Here is a 15,707-nt window from a genome sequence, read left to right on the forward strand (position 1 = left end):
GATTGCTTGAATCAGAAGTCTCGAAGTAAGGCTGAGCGGCGCAGGACTAACAACTGGGCGTTCTACCAGCTCAGGATGTTTGTAGCCTACAAGGCCGCCATTGCTGGAGTGCCTGTGGTGTTGGTGCCGCCCGCCTACACCAGTCAGACCTGCCACAAGTGCCTGCACATCCACCCTGAGCAGGGCAAGTCCTACCGAAGCGGTAAGTCGTTCAAGTGTGGGCATTGTGGGTGGGAAGGGGATGCTGACCATAACGCTGCTCAGGTGATCTCTCTCCTTGGGGCGACTGTAAACTCGCCTGAAATTCCGAAACTTAGCTGTCCTCTGGGTCAGCTAGGGATTGGGATAAAGCTCGCACCCTGCGCATAGCGCGGGTGTCGGGTAGTTTACGCTTCCTGCTCAATACAATAAAGGGCCTGCAAGCCAGCAGACCCAAGGAAAAGCCAAAAGGCGGTAAGTTGAGGTCTCTTAGATCAGGCCCAGCCAGGAAGCAACGCCTTGGCCCGTCACCGCTTCGATGACAATGGCCAACACGAAGCCAATCATGGCAGCCCGACCGTTGAGGCGCTCTGCATACTCGTTAAAGCCAAACTTGGGCTCAGACAAATTGGGATTAGACATGAGAACCTCCAGGGTAAATGGGAACGACAGAGAGTGGGATCCGTAAAGAACGAAAACGAGAACGGCACTTGACCTTCAGTATAGTTTGCATTTCTTCATGATCGCAAGCAAGGTGGTCACCCGCTGCCAATGGCGGCGATGATCTGCCGCGCCAGGGGAATGGCCGCCTCATAGGCTTTGCCCTGATGCAGATGCAGCACCAGCACCCAGCGGGGATCCGGTAGGGGCCAAAAGGCCAGCAACCAGGCTTGAAAATCTTCTGCCCAGAGAATTGGTCGTCCTCGTCGTTGAGGATTGAGGATGGTGCCAGACTTGGCTGCCACTGGGATCCCTTCTGGGGCAATGCCGCGACAGGTGCCCGCTGTTGCCGCCAGGCTCATGCCGGCATGGAGAGCCTCCCAAATCCAAGCCGGTAACGAGAGAGCAGGCAGAGAGACCTCGCCAGAAAGGGGTACACCTCGGCGGGCAATCACGCCCCCATAAACCAACAGCTCCCAGGGATCCACCGGCCCAGCCAGACCGGTCGCCAAGAGCGGAGCCGGAGTTGTATTCTGCACACTCCCTAGACCGAAGCGCCGCAGCCACTCCACCAGGGTATCGGCCCCCAGCTCCCAGCCCAACTGGTAAAAATGCACGTTGCAAGAGTGGGCCAGGGCCTGGCGCAAGTTCAAGGTTCCATGGCCGCGGGGATCCCAGCAGGGTAGGCGGCCCAACCCCAGTTGCGGCGGCGGATCCCACCAACCCGGACAGTGGATCAAGCGCTCCCCAGAGCTGATCCCGGTCTGCAGAGCAGCAGCGGCAACGGCACACTTGACGGTTGAGCCAGGGCTGGCCCTGATTCTGGAAGCCTGCTCCGGCTGCCAAACCCTTGTTAAACGACCGGTGTTTAGGTTGAGGACGGCGGCAAAATCGCGCGGATGGGGCAGCCCTGCAGATTTCCCCTGCAAGCCCCAGGTCAAAGCAGAACCCAATAGCCAGGCTCCACAGGTGCGGCGGTTCATCTGCTGTCGGCCCCGAAAACCCAGGAAGACACGGGCGGATCCCTGTTACAAAAATTCGGAAATCGCAGCCTTCTCACGGACTAGGGTAATCTGAGTTCAGGTCAATGGAGATAACCCTCATGGCAATTCAGCGTGGTGCCAAAGTCCGTGTGCTGCGGAAAGAATCCTACTGGTACCGGGATGTGGGAACGGTTGCAGCGGTGGATACCAGCGGCATTCTCTATCCGGTGATCGTTCGTTTCGACAAGATCAACTACTACAACATCAACACCAACAACTTCCGCGAAGATGAGCTGGAAGTGTTGGAAGCTCCCAAGGCCAAGGCCAAAGCCGCTCCGGCCAGCTAAGCCAAAGTTCTGATGCCGGGGACTGTGTTCTTGAGCAAGTCGTTCTGTGCCTGAACTGCCGGAAGTTGAAACAGTTCGGCAAGATTTGCAACGCCTCACCCTGGGGCCACGCATACTTGCGGTGGAGGTGCTCCTGGCCCGCACCATTGCCTACCCTGCAGGGGAGATGTTTGGGCGGAGCTTGATTGGCACCCGTTTTACCCAGTGGCAGCGGCGAGGAAAGTATCTCCTGGGATCCCTGGATTCGAGAGCTGTTCTGGGCGTGCATCTGCGCATGACCGGGCAGTTGCTCTGGGTGCAGGGATCCACCCCTTTATCAGCTCACACTCGTGTTCGTTTGGCCTTCGAGGAAGGGTGGGACTTGCGCTTTGTGGATCAGCGCACCTTTGGCCAGATGTGGCTGGTGCCTGCCGGTGTTGAGCTGGAGGCGGTGATCCCCACCCTGCAGACCTTGGGGCCGGAGCCCTTTTCGCCAGCTTTTTCTGAGGCCTATTTCCAGGCTGCCCTGCAGAAGAGCCGCCGTCTTATTAAAACCGCGCTGCTGGATCAATCGCTGGTAGCCGGGGTGGGCAACATTTACGCCGACGAAGCCCTGTTTCTGAGCGGCATTCACCCTTTGACGCCAGCAGTTCAGCTTTCGGATGTGGCCAAGGCACGCCTGCGAGAAGCTTTGATCGAGGTGTTACGGGCCGGGCTGGAGCAGCGGGGCACCACCTTGCGGGATTACCGGGATCTGCGTGGGCTCAACGGCAACTATCAAGGGCAAGCGTGGGTGTACGGTCGGGAAGGGGATCCCTGTCGCCTCTGTGGCACCCCAATTCAGCGGATGAAGCTGGCAGGTCGGTCGGCCCACTTTTGCCCCCACTGCCAGCCGCAACAGAGCTAGTGGCGCTCCTCAAGATATGGGGGATCCCTGGGGAAATGGGCCAGAGCGGCTACCATCAGCAGTAGGAGGGGATCCCAGTGAAAACCATGGGATGGGCACGGCTCCAACCTGTAAAGCCCTTGATGAGGGGAAGTCGCCTCTGGTCGGGAGCGCTGTTGGCGCTGGGGATCCCGACGGCTGCGGCCTTTGCCCAACTGGAGTTGGATGCCCAACTGGGCCGCTCCCAAATTGTTTTTCCCAGCAAAGATTGCCCCGCCTGCAACCTAACGGGGGCAGAACTGCCGGGAGCTGACCTCAGTGGGGCCAACCTGAAAGAAGCGATCCTCAGACAGGCCAATCTCCAAGCTGCCGACCTCTCCCAAGCGATCCTCAATCTGGCCGATTTGAGAGGGGCCAATCTGAGTGGCTCAGCTCAGGCGGGGGCTTTCTTGTGGGAAGCCGATCTGGCGCAGGCCAACCTGCAGCAGACAGATCTGACGGGTGCCAATCTGCAGGTGGCCAACTTAAGCGGGGCCGACTTGCGTCGAGCCATCCTCACCCGCGCCGACCTCACAGGGGCCAAGTTACACAATGCCGATCTGCGGGGGGCCGACCTGCGAGGCGCTTTTCTGGAGGGGGCGGATCTGACCGGCGCCCTGTACAATGCCCAAACCCGGCTGGATCCCACCTTTGACCCCCAGGCCCGCGGCATGGTCTTGGTGAAGCCATAACCCCCCTCTCCCCAAGGGAGAGGGGCTGGGGGTGAGGGCGCTTTATTTGGGATCCCCCCTTGGGCAGATTAAAACCAGCACCCCCTCGGCTGGGATCCCCTGCCATGACTTCCCCTGTCCGCGTTCTCATTGCCGACGATCATCCCCTCTTCCGGCTGGGGCTGAAGTTTGCCCTGCAAGCCCAAGGATTTGAGGTGGTGGCCGAAGCCGAGACGGGATCCCAGGCCGTCAACTGTTGTCGCAGTTGCCCCATCGACGTAGCCATTTTGGATGTGCGCATGCCGGATGGGGATGGGATCGCCGCCTGCCAGCACATCACCGAGCTGGGTCTGCCGGTGGTGGTGGTGATGATGACCACCTTTCAGGAGCCGGGTCTGATTGAGGCAGCCCGCCGCGCCGGGGCCAAAGGCTACCTCTCCAAAGAGACCGACCCGGCGGAATTGGCCCGCGTCATCCGTCAGATTTTGTCCAACCCCGAACGAGACTGGCTGCCTGCCCGACAGGAGCTGCCCAAGCTCACCCCCCGCGAGCTGTGTGTGCTGCAACTGATGAAAGAGGGCTTGGCCAACAAACAGATTGCCCGCCGTCTGGGCCTGAGCATCGAAACCGTCAAAGAATATGCCAGCACCGCCTACCGCAAGCTGGATGCTAGCGACCGTGTCACCGCCCTGCTCAAGGCGCAGCAACTGGGGATCTTGTGAATTGGAGAAAGGGCTTGGGGATTCCCCCCAGAGGTGGGGATTTGCGGCGGCCATGATCACCGGCATACTGTTGCTAGCTTGGCATCTTGACAAGGGATCCCTGGGGTGCCGCCTTCCCCTTCACGTTGTCCGAGATACGGTATGTCTGCTCCTTCCACGCTGCTGCTCAAGCTCACCCTGCGCTTGCTCGCCTCTTTGAAAGCACGGGTGGATCGGCGCAAGATTCGAGAGCGGGGCTTTGTCCTGCCGGTTGCCATTTTGATCGTGCTGGTCTTGAGCTTGGTGACGGTGGGGCTGCTGACCCGCTCTACCCAGCGCACCATCCAAACCCAGGTGGAGCGGGCGGAGCTGACCATTAGCCGGCAACTGAATGCTGCCATCGACCGGGCCAGGGCCAAGATCGACAACCTGATTCGGGATCGCCGCCTGCCCAACAGCGCTCCCACCGATGCCCAATTTACCTCTGCCCTGACCAACGATGGCACGGCGGTGCCTGCAGAGCCCTCGGATCCCTATACCCTTCCCGATGAGCGGCGCTTTTTGCTGAACTACAGCGCCCTTGTTCCGGATCCCCAGGATCCCAGCCGACGAATCCAGGTGCGGCGGCAAGCCCCAGCCTGGTGGTTCTTGGTGGATACCGATAACAATGGCCTCAACGACTCTGTAACAGTTTATACCATCCTCTACGCCCGTCGCGCTCCGGTAGAGGGCCAATCTGGATTGCAGGGTTTTGAGGAAAACATCAGCGATACCGAGCGGGCGCGGCGACTGGTGATGCGCGGCGGGCCTCTTCAAGGATCCGCCCTGGCAGGGTGTAACGATTCCCCTGTCAACCAAACCGCCAACCCCAACGTGGGGGACTGGTTCCAGGTGGGCTCATCTTTGCAAAAGCCCTTTCAGGTCTATGCAGTTACTCTTCCCATTGAGGGGGCCGACTCCACCACCCGCGCCGTTTCGGCTTTGCAATTTCAGCAAGATCGGCGGCGGGATCTGCTGAACAAGTGGGGGGTTTTCAACCGCGGCGACGTGGAGTATTTCTTTACACCCGGCTACAACTGGAACGGCGCCATCTACGCAGGCGGTAGCCTTTTCTTCCGGTACACTGCCAACAACTTGTTCCGGGCTTTCACCATCAGCTCGGAGCAGTCTTGCTTCTACATGCCGCCGGAAAACTCGGAAATTACAGCCTATGGAGAGCTGGTGGCAGGGGCCATCGGCTATGTCGGGCAGGATGCAAGCGACACCCTAATTTTTGATGCCCACCCCGGCGTGGCGGATGTGCCGCCAAGTACGCCCCTTCCCCGCCTGAATAACCTCAATTTCGATTCGGTTCAAAACACCGCAGCTCCTGAGATGGTAGCTCTGGATCCGCTGGAGCTACAGCTTTTTGGTCGCATTCGTACCCGCGGAACCTACGCCCAGGATCCAGCGGGATGGTCAGTCTCTCCAATTAATGTCAGGCGGAATTCAGCGAGTGGCCCACCAGGACGAGTTCAAGCAGGCGGCTTTCAGTCAACGGAAGACCAAGTCTGCCCCCCCTACGTGGACGATGTGTATCGGGCCGACAACCGCTTTGGCCCCAAGGCCAGCTATGACCGTCCACCGGTCAACCCTGACCCGGCAAGGGGCTGCGATGTGGACACCTTTGCTCAAACGTTTGGTGTCAGGGCTGGTGCTCCGATCCCTGGGGATGCTCAGAACAACCAGAGGGAATCTCTAACGCAAGACAACCCACCCCCAGGCGCCCTTTCCGAGGTGGGCTTGGATGGCTATTGGGAGCGGCGGGCCCGTGTGGAAGGTCTGCGGGTGATCGTGGGCCAGCGGCTGGAACTAACCCGCACCGATTCTTTGCCTTTGCCTCTGGTGCCCACCGGGAATGCGGATGATCCCACCAAGCTGCAGGCCATTTTCATCAGCAACGAGGCGCGGCAACGCCTGACGCTGCGGGATAACCCGGCGGCAGTGCAGGCTACAGCCGTTTACCACTACAGCCACAGAGATGGCCGCTTTCCGATAGCCTGCCTGGCTACGGTGGCCCACCCAGGCTCTCCCTGGAGCTTGCAGCGGGCTTCCACCTTCCCTACCGGCGACCAGCGCACTCAACTGGGCATCAACTTCTTTACTGGAGAGGGCACCAACGTTTGGGAGTATGACCCCGAGCCGATGCGGGAGCAACTGCGGCCTGGCACCCCCTTGTGGACGGCCCTCACCAACCTGGCCAATTTTGCCGGCGATCCCGATGGGGCCTATCCACCCAGGCAAGAAGCGGGCCGCATTCACCCGGATCCGTTTATTACGGCCTTTGGCAACTTCTCCGAGCTGCGGCGGGTCATCGATACCGTTAACAGAGGCACCTCTGTTGACCAACTGAGCCTAGCTGACCAAACCACCCTGCAAACGGCAGGCTGCATGTTGGGCATGCTGGCCGACAACATCCTGCGCATTGAGGCGGCTGCCACTGCCAGCAATCCCATAGCCGAAATCCTCCGGGATGACATCCAAGCCAGCCGAGCTGGGGACCGAGAAGCAGCCAACCGGTTTTATCTGCCGCTGCGCTACATTTTCCCTCTGCAGACCTTCCACCACAGTGTGCCTCCCAACCCCGACGATGACCTTGAAAATGAGCGGAGGCAGGCCTACCCCTTCCTACAGGGGCCAGTAACCTATCAAGCCGTGGTGGATCTGGAATCCATGAGGCTGAGGCCCCGGGCCACCATTGACCAGTGGACTTTGCCCCGTGCCACTGCCAACTGCCCCAATAACACTGCTGGCCCCAACAGCAACCAGTTTGAGCTGATTCGGGTTGGTAATGGTAACCAGTGTCATCGCGTGCCCTTTAAAGATTCCGTCTTCTACGATGGCCGCGAGGCGATGGCGGTGCGGGCCCTCAACATCGACCTGGCCCTGCTGACCAACAACGTCAACGGACAGGCCAGGGGGTTGATTAACGGGGACACTTGGCTGCCTGCCGGCATTGGCGAGAACCGAGAAGGGGGGATTTTCTACGCCTTCCGGGAAGATGCCGTGCGGGAAGATGCCATTGCCCGCCCACCCTTGGGCGCTTTTAATAACTACCTAACCAACTGGCGCAACGGAAATGCCCGCGGTGACTTGGGCAGCGCCGGTATTATGAACGCCGGTCAGCCGAATCGAGGCACGGCCAATGGCCAAACGGTCTGGGATCCCCCTGTTTCCAATCCGGGTGGACTCAGCCCCAAACCGGTGGACTACTATGCCGATCCGGATCGGCGGCCCTACGGCTTCCGGCTGCGCAACGGGGCGGTGCTGGCCCGCGGCGGGTTCAACCCTGATGACGCGATTTTTGGCCTCTCCTTCGTTTCCGACAACCCCGTTTACATCCAAGGGGACTTTAACCTGCACCGGACGAGGAACGGGCAGCGGCTGGAGGAGTTCACAACTCTTCTTAACTTCGGAGCAGATGGCCTCTACAGCAACTTCTACGGGCGGCTGCGGGCCAATGAAGATCGGCGCTTTGCCCGGGCGGCGCAGGATCTCTGGCGGCCGAGCGACGTGTTGGGCGACTCGGTGAACATCCTCTCTGCCGATTTCTGCGATGGCAGCATCGACGACGGCTTTGTGCAGGATGCTACGCTCAACGGCGGCGGCAGCAGCTTTGTGGCTAACCGGAACTACCAGGGCAGCCCACAACGAGCCTCGGCTCCTCGCCGCAACGAACACTACGGCTGCAGCGGGGATAACCTAGGGGCCAACACTTCTTTCCTCAACCAAGCGCTGGTGATCCGGGGCGACAACTGGCCGGCTCGGGATCCCAACAGAGATGGTGCTGGGGTTCTGCGCTTCGACAACACCAACGGGGCGCAGAATTTGGGCAACCACGTGCGGCGGCCAGGCTGGCCGGAGGTCTTCGCCCGCGACACCATCTTTGCCCGCCGCGACAGTGCCAACCCGAGCTCAAATAACGCTGACAGGACAGCAGGGCTTGGCGTGCCAGAAGTGCGGCTCTTGCGCGCACCCGATGCGGGCTATGCCAACTTTGGCACCCGCATTTCGGCTTTGGGCAACCCGGTGCTGGACACCTCTCGCTGGCTGCTGATAGCTTCCCTCCAGCCTTGCCGACCGCCTGAAATGGAAGGAGGCGGTGGCCTGTTGGCCGAGTACTACAACGGCTGGATAACCAGCCCGCAGAACCAGTACAACCCCGACACAGGGTTTGGGGACACCGGAGCCATAGGCCCCCTGCCTTCGAGCGCTCAAGATGACAACCTGCCCTACCTGCGGGCAGTGCGCTGGCCGGATCCAATCTACCCTGCTCAAGATTGGCAGATTGGCTCTTTCATGAGGGAGGAGGCTCAGGGAGGGCCAACCTGCAACACCTCAGGCGGCTGGGGCAGCTCAGCCGGCTCGCGATGGGCCTGTATTCGCGATGCTTTAAAAACCGATGGTTCCGGTATTTCCGGCTGGGATCCCCCTAGAAATCCACCTGGAAAAGGCTTTGCCTTCTGGGAAGACGGTGGCCATCCCGATCTCCCGCCTTGGGGTGGGTTCTACTACCTGTTTGCCAACCAGAACTACCTGAGCACCAACTCCCCCTTCCTCTGGCCCTTTGGCTGGGACGGCTGGCCTTTGTGGAATACTCAACCCAACTTTCCCAAGGCTGACTTTTTGTGGATGCCAAGATGCAGTGAGCCGGATATGAATCCGCCTCAACTTCCCGCTGATGCTCCAGACATAGACAGGGGCAACATAGGCTTCTGGCGCTCCTGCTGGCGGCGCAGAGACGGATCATGGGGAAGTGGCAACAACCTCGGCAACGACTTTTTTGTGGTGCGCTGGGTAGGGGAGCTGTATCCCCGTTGGCCGGGTGTTGCGACCTACAACCTCAACACCGACGATGGGGGCCGACTCATCATCCGCAGGAACCCCAACTACACTCTTAACCCAGATGAGGAAGAGCCAGCTTTTAGAGGCTTCTATCGCAATGCGGGCACTCGTCTAGAAGAGCTGTCGGAGGATGAGGCTGTCGGTGTCGAAGCCTGGCGGGATGGCGCCGATAACCGTGTGAGTTTCCGGCTGGAGCTGCAGTGCGTTACCGACTACACTCGGCCTTCTCCCTACCTGGTGGAGATCCAAACCTACGAGAACATGGGCAATGCCTTTGTCCGCTTCACAACCCAGGGAGATGGGCAGCCGCTGGAAAACTATGACCTTCGCTACCTGAAGCCGCTGAAGCCGGTCAACCTGCCCTGCCAGCCGGATCAGACTAAACCTCTGGCACCCAACCAGCAGTACTGCGCAGAACCCCTCAATTGCGATCCCATCTGGACAGACTGGACTCCTGCATGTAAAACCAACATCTGTCAGCAAACCACTATTAAACAAACCAGAACTGCCACCTTGCCTGCCGGTTGCCCTGGCACTCCGCCGTCGGAAACTCGGACGATCACCTGCTACCCTCAGTACAACTACGGGAAATGGTCGGACTGGATGCCTCAGTGTACCCAGCAGCAGCAGTGCAACAAAACCACCATTACCCAAACCCGCACCCGCACAGTAACGCCGCTTTGTACCAGCCAAAGCCCCTTCACCGAAAAAGAAACCCGAGCCTTTACCTGCCAGCCTCCGGGGGCTACCTGCACCGACACAGGCTGGACTCCTCAGTGTACGGTGGCCAACGGCGGCCAGACAATAACTCAGAGCCGCACCGTGACCTGCACCTCAAGCTGCGGAACCACTACTTCTACAGAAACCCGGACATTTCCTTGCCCGCAGACCTGCAACTACAACTGGGGCCCTTGGTCACCGGCCAGTTGCGATGAGGTCATCAACCAGATCGCCTGCGGCACAACCAAAACCTTTACCCAAACCCGAACGGGCACCCTCATCGCCAACACCAGCAGCCCCACCTGCTCGCCCACCACAACGGGGACAAAAAGTTTGACCTGTCAAGGGCGTCCCTGCGGGCCCAGCACTTTTGCCCCAGAAACGCCCTCCAAGAGCCCCTTGGGCGAGTGGATGGCGGCCAAGCCCAACACGGTGGATCTGCGCCCCGTCTGGGAAATCCAAGCGGATCCGGAGCCGGAGACCATCAGCGTGAATACGGTGGCTGCGGCTCCTGCCGAGGGCGTAACCATTGCTCTGCAGCCGCAGCTTTCGCCGGTGCTGGAGGTGAAGGCGGGGGTGCCCAAGCCACCCAAGTGGCCCAACCCTGCCGAGGCTCTGCAGGCGGCCTTCAATTGGATGTTTGGCGAACCGGCCTATGCTGCCCGCGAGGGCTTGGTGAGAGGTGGCGTTCTCTCCGAGATCGTTTCTCAACCCAACCGCGAGCCCGGCATCCGCCCGGCTATCAAGGGAGAGGCTCTAGAAGGCCCGTTTACAGAGGAAACCGACCTCTGGGCCCGAGCGCTGAGGCGCAAATTACTTAGGGAAGATCTGACGGTGGGCTGCCCCTCGGAGGAGGAAGGCCCAGATTCCAAAGGCGGCTTCTGGGTGCCCGGAGTGTTTCGCCCCAACTTCAACACCACCTTCAAGTACACCGCCTACACCGGTGACAGCCGCCCCAGCACGTTGCGCATCAAAGACTGGAACGGAGACGGCAAACTGAACTTCTGGGACAAAAACGACAACGGCGTTCGCGACTCCGGCGAGCCTTGGGATGTACTGGATCGGGATCCGCTGTTTGCGGAGAAGGATCCTGCCAATCCCAATAAACTGCTGGTTCAGCCCCAGATGGCGTTGAACCCCTATGCTTGGGTAAACGAAGGTGACACTCAGAACTACTCCCCAAGCTCCAACTATCGTGGCGGTTACTACATTGACACCAAGGGGAGCGAAGATATCCGCAATGGCCTGTGCTTCTACGTCAGGGTGGGCTCCGACTCGGGCACCAAGAGGGTTCAAATCCAGATTGATCGCAACGGTTCCACAATGACCGACAGCGACTTCACCAACGACACCGCCGCTTTTGCTTGGGTGGATGTGGAGCCGTTCACCCTGGACCTGAACAAGACTCCCACTGGCTTTGACGGCGAAAACCCGGTGCTGGGGGTAATCCTGGATGAGGTGACCCGTCGGCCCATTCCCATTCCCCGCTTCCAAGAGCTGGCTTCAACCAATGTGAACCAGCGCCGCCGCAACGACGATGGCAGCCAAAACTGGCAGCTGCAGCCGGCCAGGGAAACGCGGGTGAATGCCATTGCCATCAGCGGCACCCTGCCCTCGCGGTTGGATCAAACTGCCGGCGGCATGCACAACTTCCTGCGCCTCAACGAGCTGTGGAGAAATACCAACCTCTTCTTCAGCGGCTCGATGATCCAGCTCAACTACAGCACCTATGCCACCGGCCCCTTCCTGCAGCAGAGCTTTGAGCCGCCCAACTTGGTTACGGGCTCGGCCCTCACGCGCGGCTACGACTACTACTTCCCGCCCAATCGCCGCTTCGGCTACGATGTGGGCCTGCAAATTGCCCGTCGTCCCAGCGCGGTGTCGGCTCGCTTCCAATTCCCCTCCAATGCCCGCACTGAGTTCTTGCGGGAGTTGGATCCTCAGGATCCGTATGTGCGGCGGCTGCGCTGCGGGCTGCAAGCTCAGCCAGATGTGCCCCTGCAGGCGGCTGCTCGGATTGGAGGCTGCAACGAATTCAACTGATATTGACTTCCCATGCCAGGGGTAGATTCAAGGTAGGAGCAGAGTGGGCTAAGGGAGGGATCGATGAGCAAAGGACGGCTTTGGCGGCAACAAGAAACAGGGGGCTTTACCCTCATTGAGGTCTTGGCGTCGGTGGTCATTGTGGCTTTGGCCATGGCTGCCCTTGCTCCTGCCCTTACCTTGATCGCCTATCGACGGGCCATGAGCGAGCGGATAGAAGTGGCCAATCAACTGGCCCGAGCCGAGGTAGATCGCATTCGCACTCTGGTTGACCTGGAACTGGCCGCCAACCCAGCTGCTTTCCAGAACCCGGCTCAGTTGGCTCGTCTGCCCAGGATTGGAGCAAGCCCCTTGGCCAATACCCCGCCTCCTGCTGATATGGACAACCCCGGCCCCAACTACTCCATTCGTTTGGCTGAAGTTCAGGTGCCGGGGCGAAACCCCGAGGTCTATGTCATCCAAACCTTTCGGGATAGGGGCGGGGAATGCATCGACCGACGTAGCAGAACCATCATTGCAGGGGTTCCCTGCAGCTTTATGATGGGAGTCAGGGTCTACCATCGCTTTTCCTTTAACCCAAACACTCGGCAAGCTCTTCCTGGCCTGCGCGCTGAGACGGTCTCCGCCAATCAGAACTTGGCCAATGCCGATGTGTGGCTCTTTCCCATGGCCAGCTCGATTGTAGAAGTCAACCTGGCCGCCAATTTGGGGGATGTTTGCCGCGCCGTTTTGGCCGACGTTCAAGCTAGGGGTGGGATCCCGACCAACAACTGCAATGCCTTCCCGCTGCCCAGCCCAAGCCCTACCTCGCTTTGAAGCGACGGGTAAGCTCCTCCTGCAGGCTCACAAAAAGGTGGTGTCTTCCTATGTTCAAGGTTTTTCGCCACAGGGTTTACCAGAGTGCGGGGTTTACCCTCATTGAGCTGTTGGTCTCACTGCTGGTTGCCTCCATCTTTCTCCTGGCCACCGCGATGATTGTCATCGAGACGATGCGGCTGGATCGGGAAGAGACGGGCCGCACCCAGGTGCAGGCGGAGCTGACCCAAGCCATGCAGTTTATCCAGCAGGATCTGGCAGAGGCGCTTTACATCTACAACGATGCGGAACAGCCCAACGGAGACGGAACGCCAGATCTCATCCAAAGGCTTTACACTCCTGGATGGATTCGCCGCCCCGATGGGGCCATTCCAGTGGTCGCCTTTTGGAAGCTGAATCCGATCCCACGCGATTGCTATCAAGGCCCTCCGACGTTGCAACAAATTCGAGAAGGCCGAGTAACTTTGAAGGAGAGACCTACGGGTATTTCCGAAGCTGACTGGGATAACATCCGCAGCCGCCGTAACATTTACACCTTGGTTGTGTACTACTTGCAACGTAACTACAACAACGCCGGTAACCCAGACGGCAACACCCCTTGGGAGGGTAATGCGCGCATTGCTAGGTTTGAGTTGCAACCTCTTAATGACACATGCACTGAGCGCAGCCGATTTTTTGTCGAGGATCCGGATCCCTTCCGGGAAGGCTTTCTGGTTTGGCCCTCTGAGCAAGCTAGGGCTCGCCAAACTCCCATTGCTGGGGCAGGCAATCAAGGTAATCGACTGGTAACTCTGGTCTCCAACATCTTCAGCAGCCGGCAGGGCAGCCCGCAGGTTGCCCCCCCTTGCCCAGAAGGCTACGCCTTGGGAGGGGGCCTGCCCAATGGAGTCACTTTCTCAGGCTTGGGAGTCAATCAAAACGACGTGGGCTTCCATGTTTGCGTCCGGCGCAGCGCCGCCGCCAGCCTTCCCCAAGATGTGATTGTTACCATCACGGCAACGGCTATGGAGCGATCCAATCCCGGCCTGTTCCGGCGCTACATCCAAGATGCCACCAGCGTTGATGTGGAGCAGGTGTCGCGGTATCTGACGACAATGCAAACTCAGGTGTTGGCCCGTGGTGTGTTTAATCGTCAAGCCTAGTCAAGCCCATATGACTTGCCCAGAGGGGGGATCCCTGCCTATGCTGGCCTCAGTGAGCCGATTTAGACGGATTGCACCTGCCCAGATGAAGGGCTTTACCCTGGTGGAACTCTTAGCGGTCACCGTCATCATCGGCATCTTGGCCGCGCTAGCCGTTCCCTCTGGGATCAACATCTGGGCCCGGATCCAGCTTGATGATGCGCAGAACAGGGTGGAGCGAGCCTTGCGCACTGCCCGCACCAACGCCAGGGCTTCTCTCTTGGGCCGAGCTTGGGTGGTTGGGGTGGACAATTCGGAGCCAAACGTGCCGACTCTGGTTATTCAAGATGAGCAGGGCCTTTGCGATGAACCTACCCCCTGTCAGCGGCTACGCCTGAACAATTTTGTAACTGTGGCCAACACCTTCAATGACGGAAGGGCGGTTTTTGAATCCGATGGCCGCGCCCGTCAACTGGGTCGCTTTGTGGTCAGCAGCACCTACTCTCAGGGAGAAAACCGCTGTGTGGTGGTAAGCACCTTAATCGGTACCATTCTCAAGGACAACAACCCTGAGTGTGGCAGCGTGGTAGAGGGAGAATAGTTGGGGTAGGATGGTCGGACTGCCGCCCTCACCCCCGGCCCCTCTCCCAAAGGGAGAGGAGGGTTTGGGGGGCTGGTAATGCTGTAGGTTCCTTCTATGCTCACGGCTTCCCCACCGCTTGTTTTTCCCTGGCAAACTCGTCAGCCGGCTCTCTTGGTGCTGGCGGATGGCACTTCCTTTGCCGGTTGGTCTTTTGGGGCGCCGGGCACGGCGGTGGGCGAGGTGGTGTTTAACACGGGCATGACCGGCTACCAGGAGGTGATCACCGATCCCAGCTACCGGGGGCAGATGGTTACCTTCACCTGTCCGGAGCTGGGAAATACCGGAGTGAATGAGCTGGACGAAGAATCGGCTCGGCCCCAAGTCGCGGGGGTGATTGCCCGCAATGTGTCTCGCCTGGCCAGCTCCTGGCGGGCTACTTCCACCCTCCCCGAATACCTGCAACGATATGGGATCCCGGCCATTGCTGGGGTAGATACGCGGGCTTTGGCACGGCGGCTGCGCTCTCAGGGGGTGATGAACGGGGCCCTTTCCACGGAGACTTTGGATCCCCAGGTTTTGTTGGAGCGGGTGCGCCAGGCTCCTTCCATGCAGGGGTTGAGCTTGGTGGCGGAAGTTACTACTCCCCAACCCTACGAGTGGCTGGAGCCTACGCCTGCCGATTGGGACTATGGCCGCAGCCAAGGGATCCCGATCCCGGAGCCGCCCCTGCGGGTGGTGGCCCTGGATTTCGGCGTTAAGCGCAACATTCTGCGCCGCCTTACCCGCTATGGCTGTCGGGTGATGGTGTTGCCGGCCAATGCCAGCCCGGAGCAGATTTTGAGTTACAACCCCGATGGGATCTTCCTCTCCAATGGGCCAGGGGATCCCGCCGCTGAGACGACTGCCATCCGCACCACGCAAGCGCTGCTGCAAACCGGGAAGCCCCTATTTGGGATCTGCCTGGGCCATCAGATTCTCAGTTTGGCCCTAGGGGGATCCACCTACAAGCTCAAGTTTGGCCACCGCGGCCTCAACCACCCTTGCGGGTTGGAGAAGCAAGTGGAGATCACCAGCCAAAACCACGGGTTTGCGGTGGATGCCGACTCGATCCCTGCCGATGAGGTCACGATCAGCTACCTTAACTTGAATGACCACACCGTAGCCGGGATCCGCCACCGTCACCTGCCCCTGTTTTCTGTGCAGTATCACCCGGAGGCCAGCCCCGGCCCCCACGACGCCGATCACCTCTTCCGCGAGTTCGTGGAGCTGATGCTGCAGCACCGCTCCCGTTAGCC

12 protein-coding genes are annotated in these 15,707 nt (G+C 59.8%); 10 read left to right on the top strand and 2 right to left on the bottom strand.

Annotated elements, in window-relative coordinates; all coding sequences use genetic code 11:
• Positions 1 to 369, top strand: a 369-nt coding sequence (locus ACVWXW_RS08665) for a zinc ribbon domain-containing protein (protein ID WP_457403551.1), incomplete at its 5' end; no start/stop codon positions are given.
• Between the two features lie 99 nt (positions 370 to 468).
• On the opposite strand, the gene ACVWXW_RS08670 is transcribed toward ACVWXW_RS08665, so the two are convergent.
• Together ACVWXW_RS08670 and ACVWXW_RS08675 are read right to left on the bottom strand one after the other, a co-directional pair.
• Entirely contained in the window at positions 469 to 621 is a 153-nt protein-coding gene (locus ACVWXW_RS08670; protein ID WP_011429120.1) for a chlorophyll a/b-binding protein, read from the bottom strand.
• Positions 622 to 737: 116 nt separating this feature from the next.
• Entirely contained in the window at positions 738 to 1,622 is an 885-nt protein-coding gene (locus ACVWXW_RS08675) for a penicillin-binding transpeptidase domain-containing protein (protein ID WP_457403552.1), read from the bottom strand.
• Between the two features lie 119 nt (positions 1,623 to 1,741).
• Here ACVWXW_RS08675 and ACVWXW_RS08680 point away from each other — a divergent pair, with 119 nt between their 5' ends.
• The 9 genes from ACVWXW_RS08680 (at position 1,742) to carA (ending at position 15,705) form a co-directional block, all read left to right on the top strand.
• Entirely contained in the window at positions 1,742 to 1,969 is a 228-nt protein-coding gene (locus ACVWXW_RS08680) for a photosystem I reaction center subunit IV (RefSeq protein WP_414329200.1), read from the top strand.
• A gap of 46 nt (positions 1,970 to 2,015) precedes the next feature.
• Entirely contained in the window at positions 2,016 to 2,855 is an 840-nt protein-coding gene (locus ACVWXW_RS08685; protein ID WP_414389126.1) for a DNA-formamidopyrimidine glycosylase, read from the top strand.
• Between the two features lie 86 nt (positions 2,856 to 2,941).
• On the top strand, positions 2,942 to 3,565 hold the full coding sequence (locus ACVWXW_RS08690; protein WP_011432871.1) for a pentapeptide repeat-containing protein: 624 nt from the start codon (positions 2,942 to 2,944) through the stop codon (positions 3,563 to 3,565).
• Between the two features lie 104 nt (positions 3,566 to 3,669).
• The gene (locus ACVWXW_RS08695; protein WP_457403554.1) at positions 3,670 to 4,266 is read left to right on the top strand and encodes a response regulator; all 597 of its coding nucleotides are present in this window, start codon (positions 3,670 to 3,672) and stop codon (positions 4,264 to 4,266) included.
• A gap of 141 nt (positions 4,267 to 4,407) precedes the next feature.
• A complete protein-coding gene (gene hpsA / locus ACVWXW_RS08700; RefSeq protein WP_457403556.1) occupies positions 4,408 to 11,892 on the top strand; it encodes a hormogonium polysaccharide biosynthesis protein HpsA in 7,485 nt (2,494 codons plus the stop codon).
• Between the two features lie 63 nt (positions 11,893 to 11,955).
• Positions 11,956 to 12,708 (top strand): prepilin-type N-terminal cleavage/methylation domain-containing protein, encoded by a 753-nt coding sequence (locus tag ACVWXW_RS08705; RefSeq protein WP_457403557.1) that lies wholly within the window; start codon positions 11,956 to 11,958, stop codon positions 12,706 to 12,708.
• Between the two features lie 50 nt (positions 12,709 to 12,758).
• Complete coding sequence (locus ACVWXW_RS08710) at positions 12,759 to 13,850, top strand: PulJ/GspJ family protein (protein ID WP_457403559.1); 1,092 nt, start codon at positions 12,759 to 12,761, stop codon at positions 13,848 to 13,850.
• A 40-nt stretch (positions 13,851 to 13,890) separates the two neighbouring features.
• Positions 13,891 to 14,430, top strand: a complete 540-nt coding sequence (locus tag ACVWXW_RS08715) for a pilus assembly FimT family protein (RefSeq protein WP_457403561.1) — start codon at positions 13,891 to 13,893, stop codon at positions 14,428 to 14,430.
• A 96-nt stretch (positions 14,431 to 14,526) separates the two neighbouring features.
• Complete coding sequence (gene carA / locus ACVWXW_RS08720) at positions 14,527 to 15,705, top strand: glutamine-hydrolyzing carbamoyl-phosphate synthase small subunit (protein ID WP_457403563.1); 1,179 nt, start codon at positions 14,527 to 14,529, stop codon at positions 15,703 to 15,705.
• The last annotated feature ends 2 nt before the right edge of the window (positions 15,706 to 15,707 follow it).

The organism is Thermostichus sp. MS-CIW-30 (genome assembly GCF_054058015.1).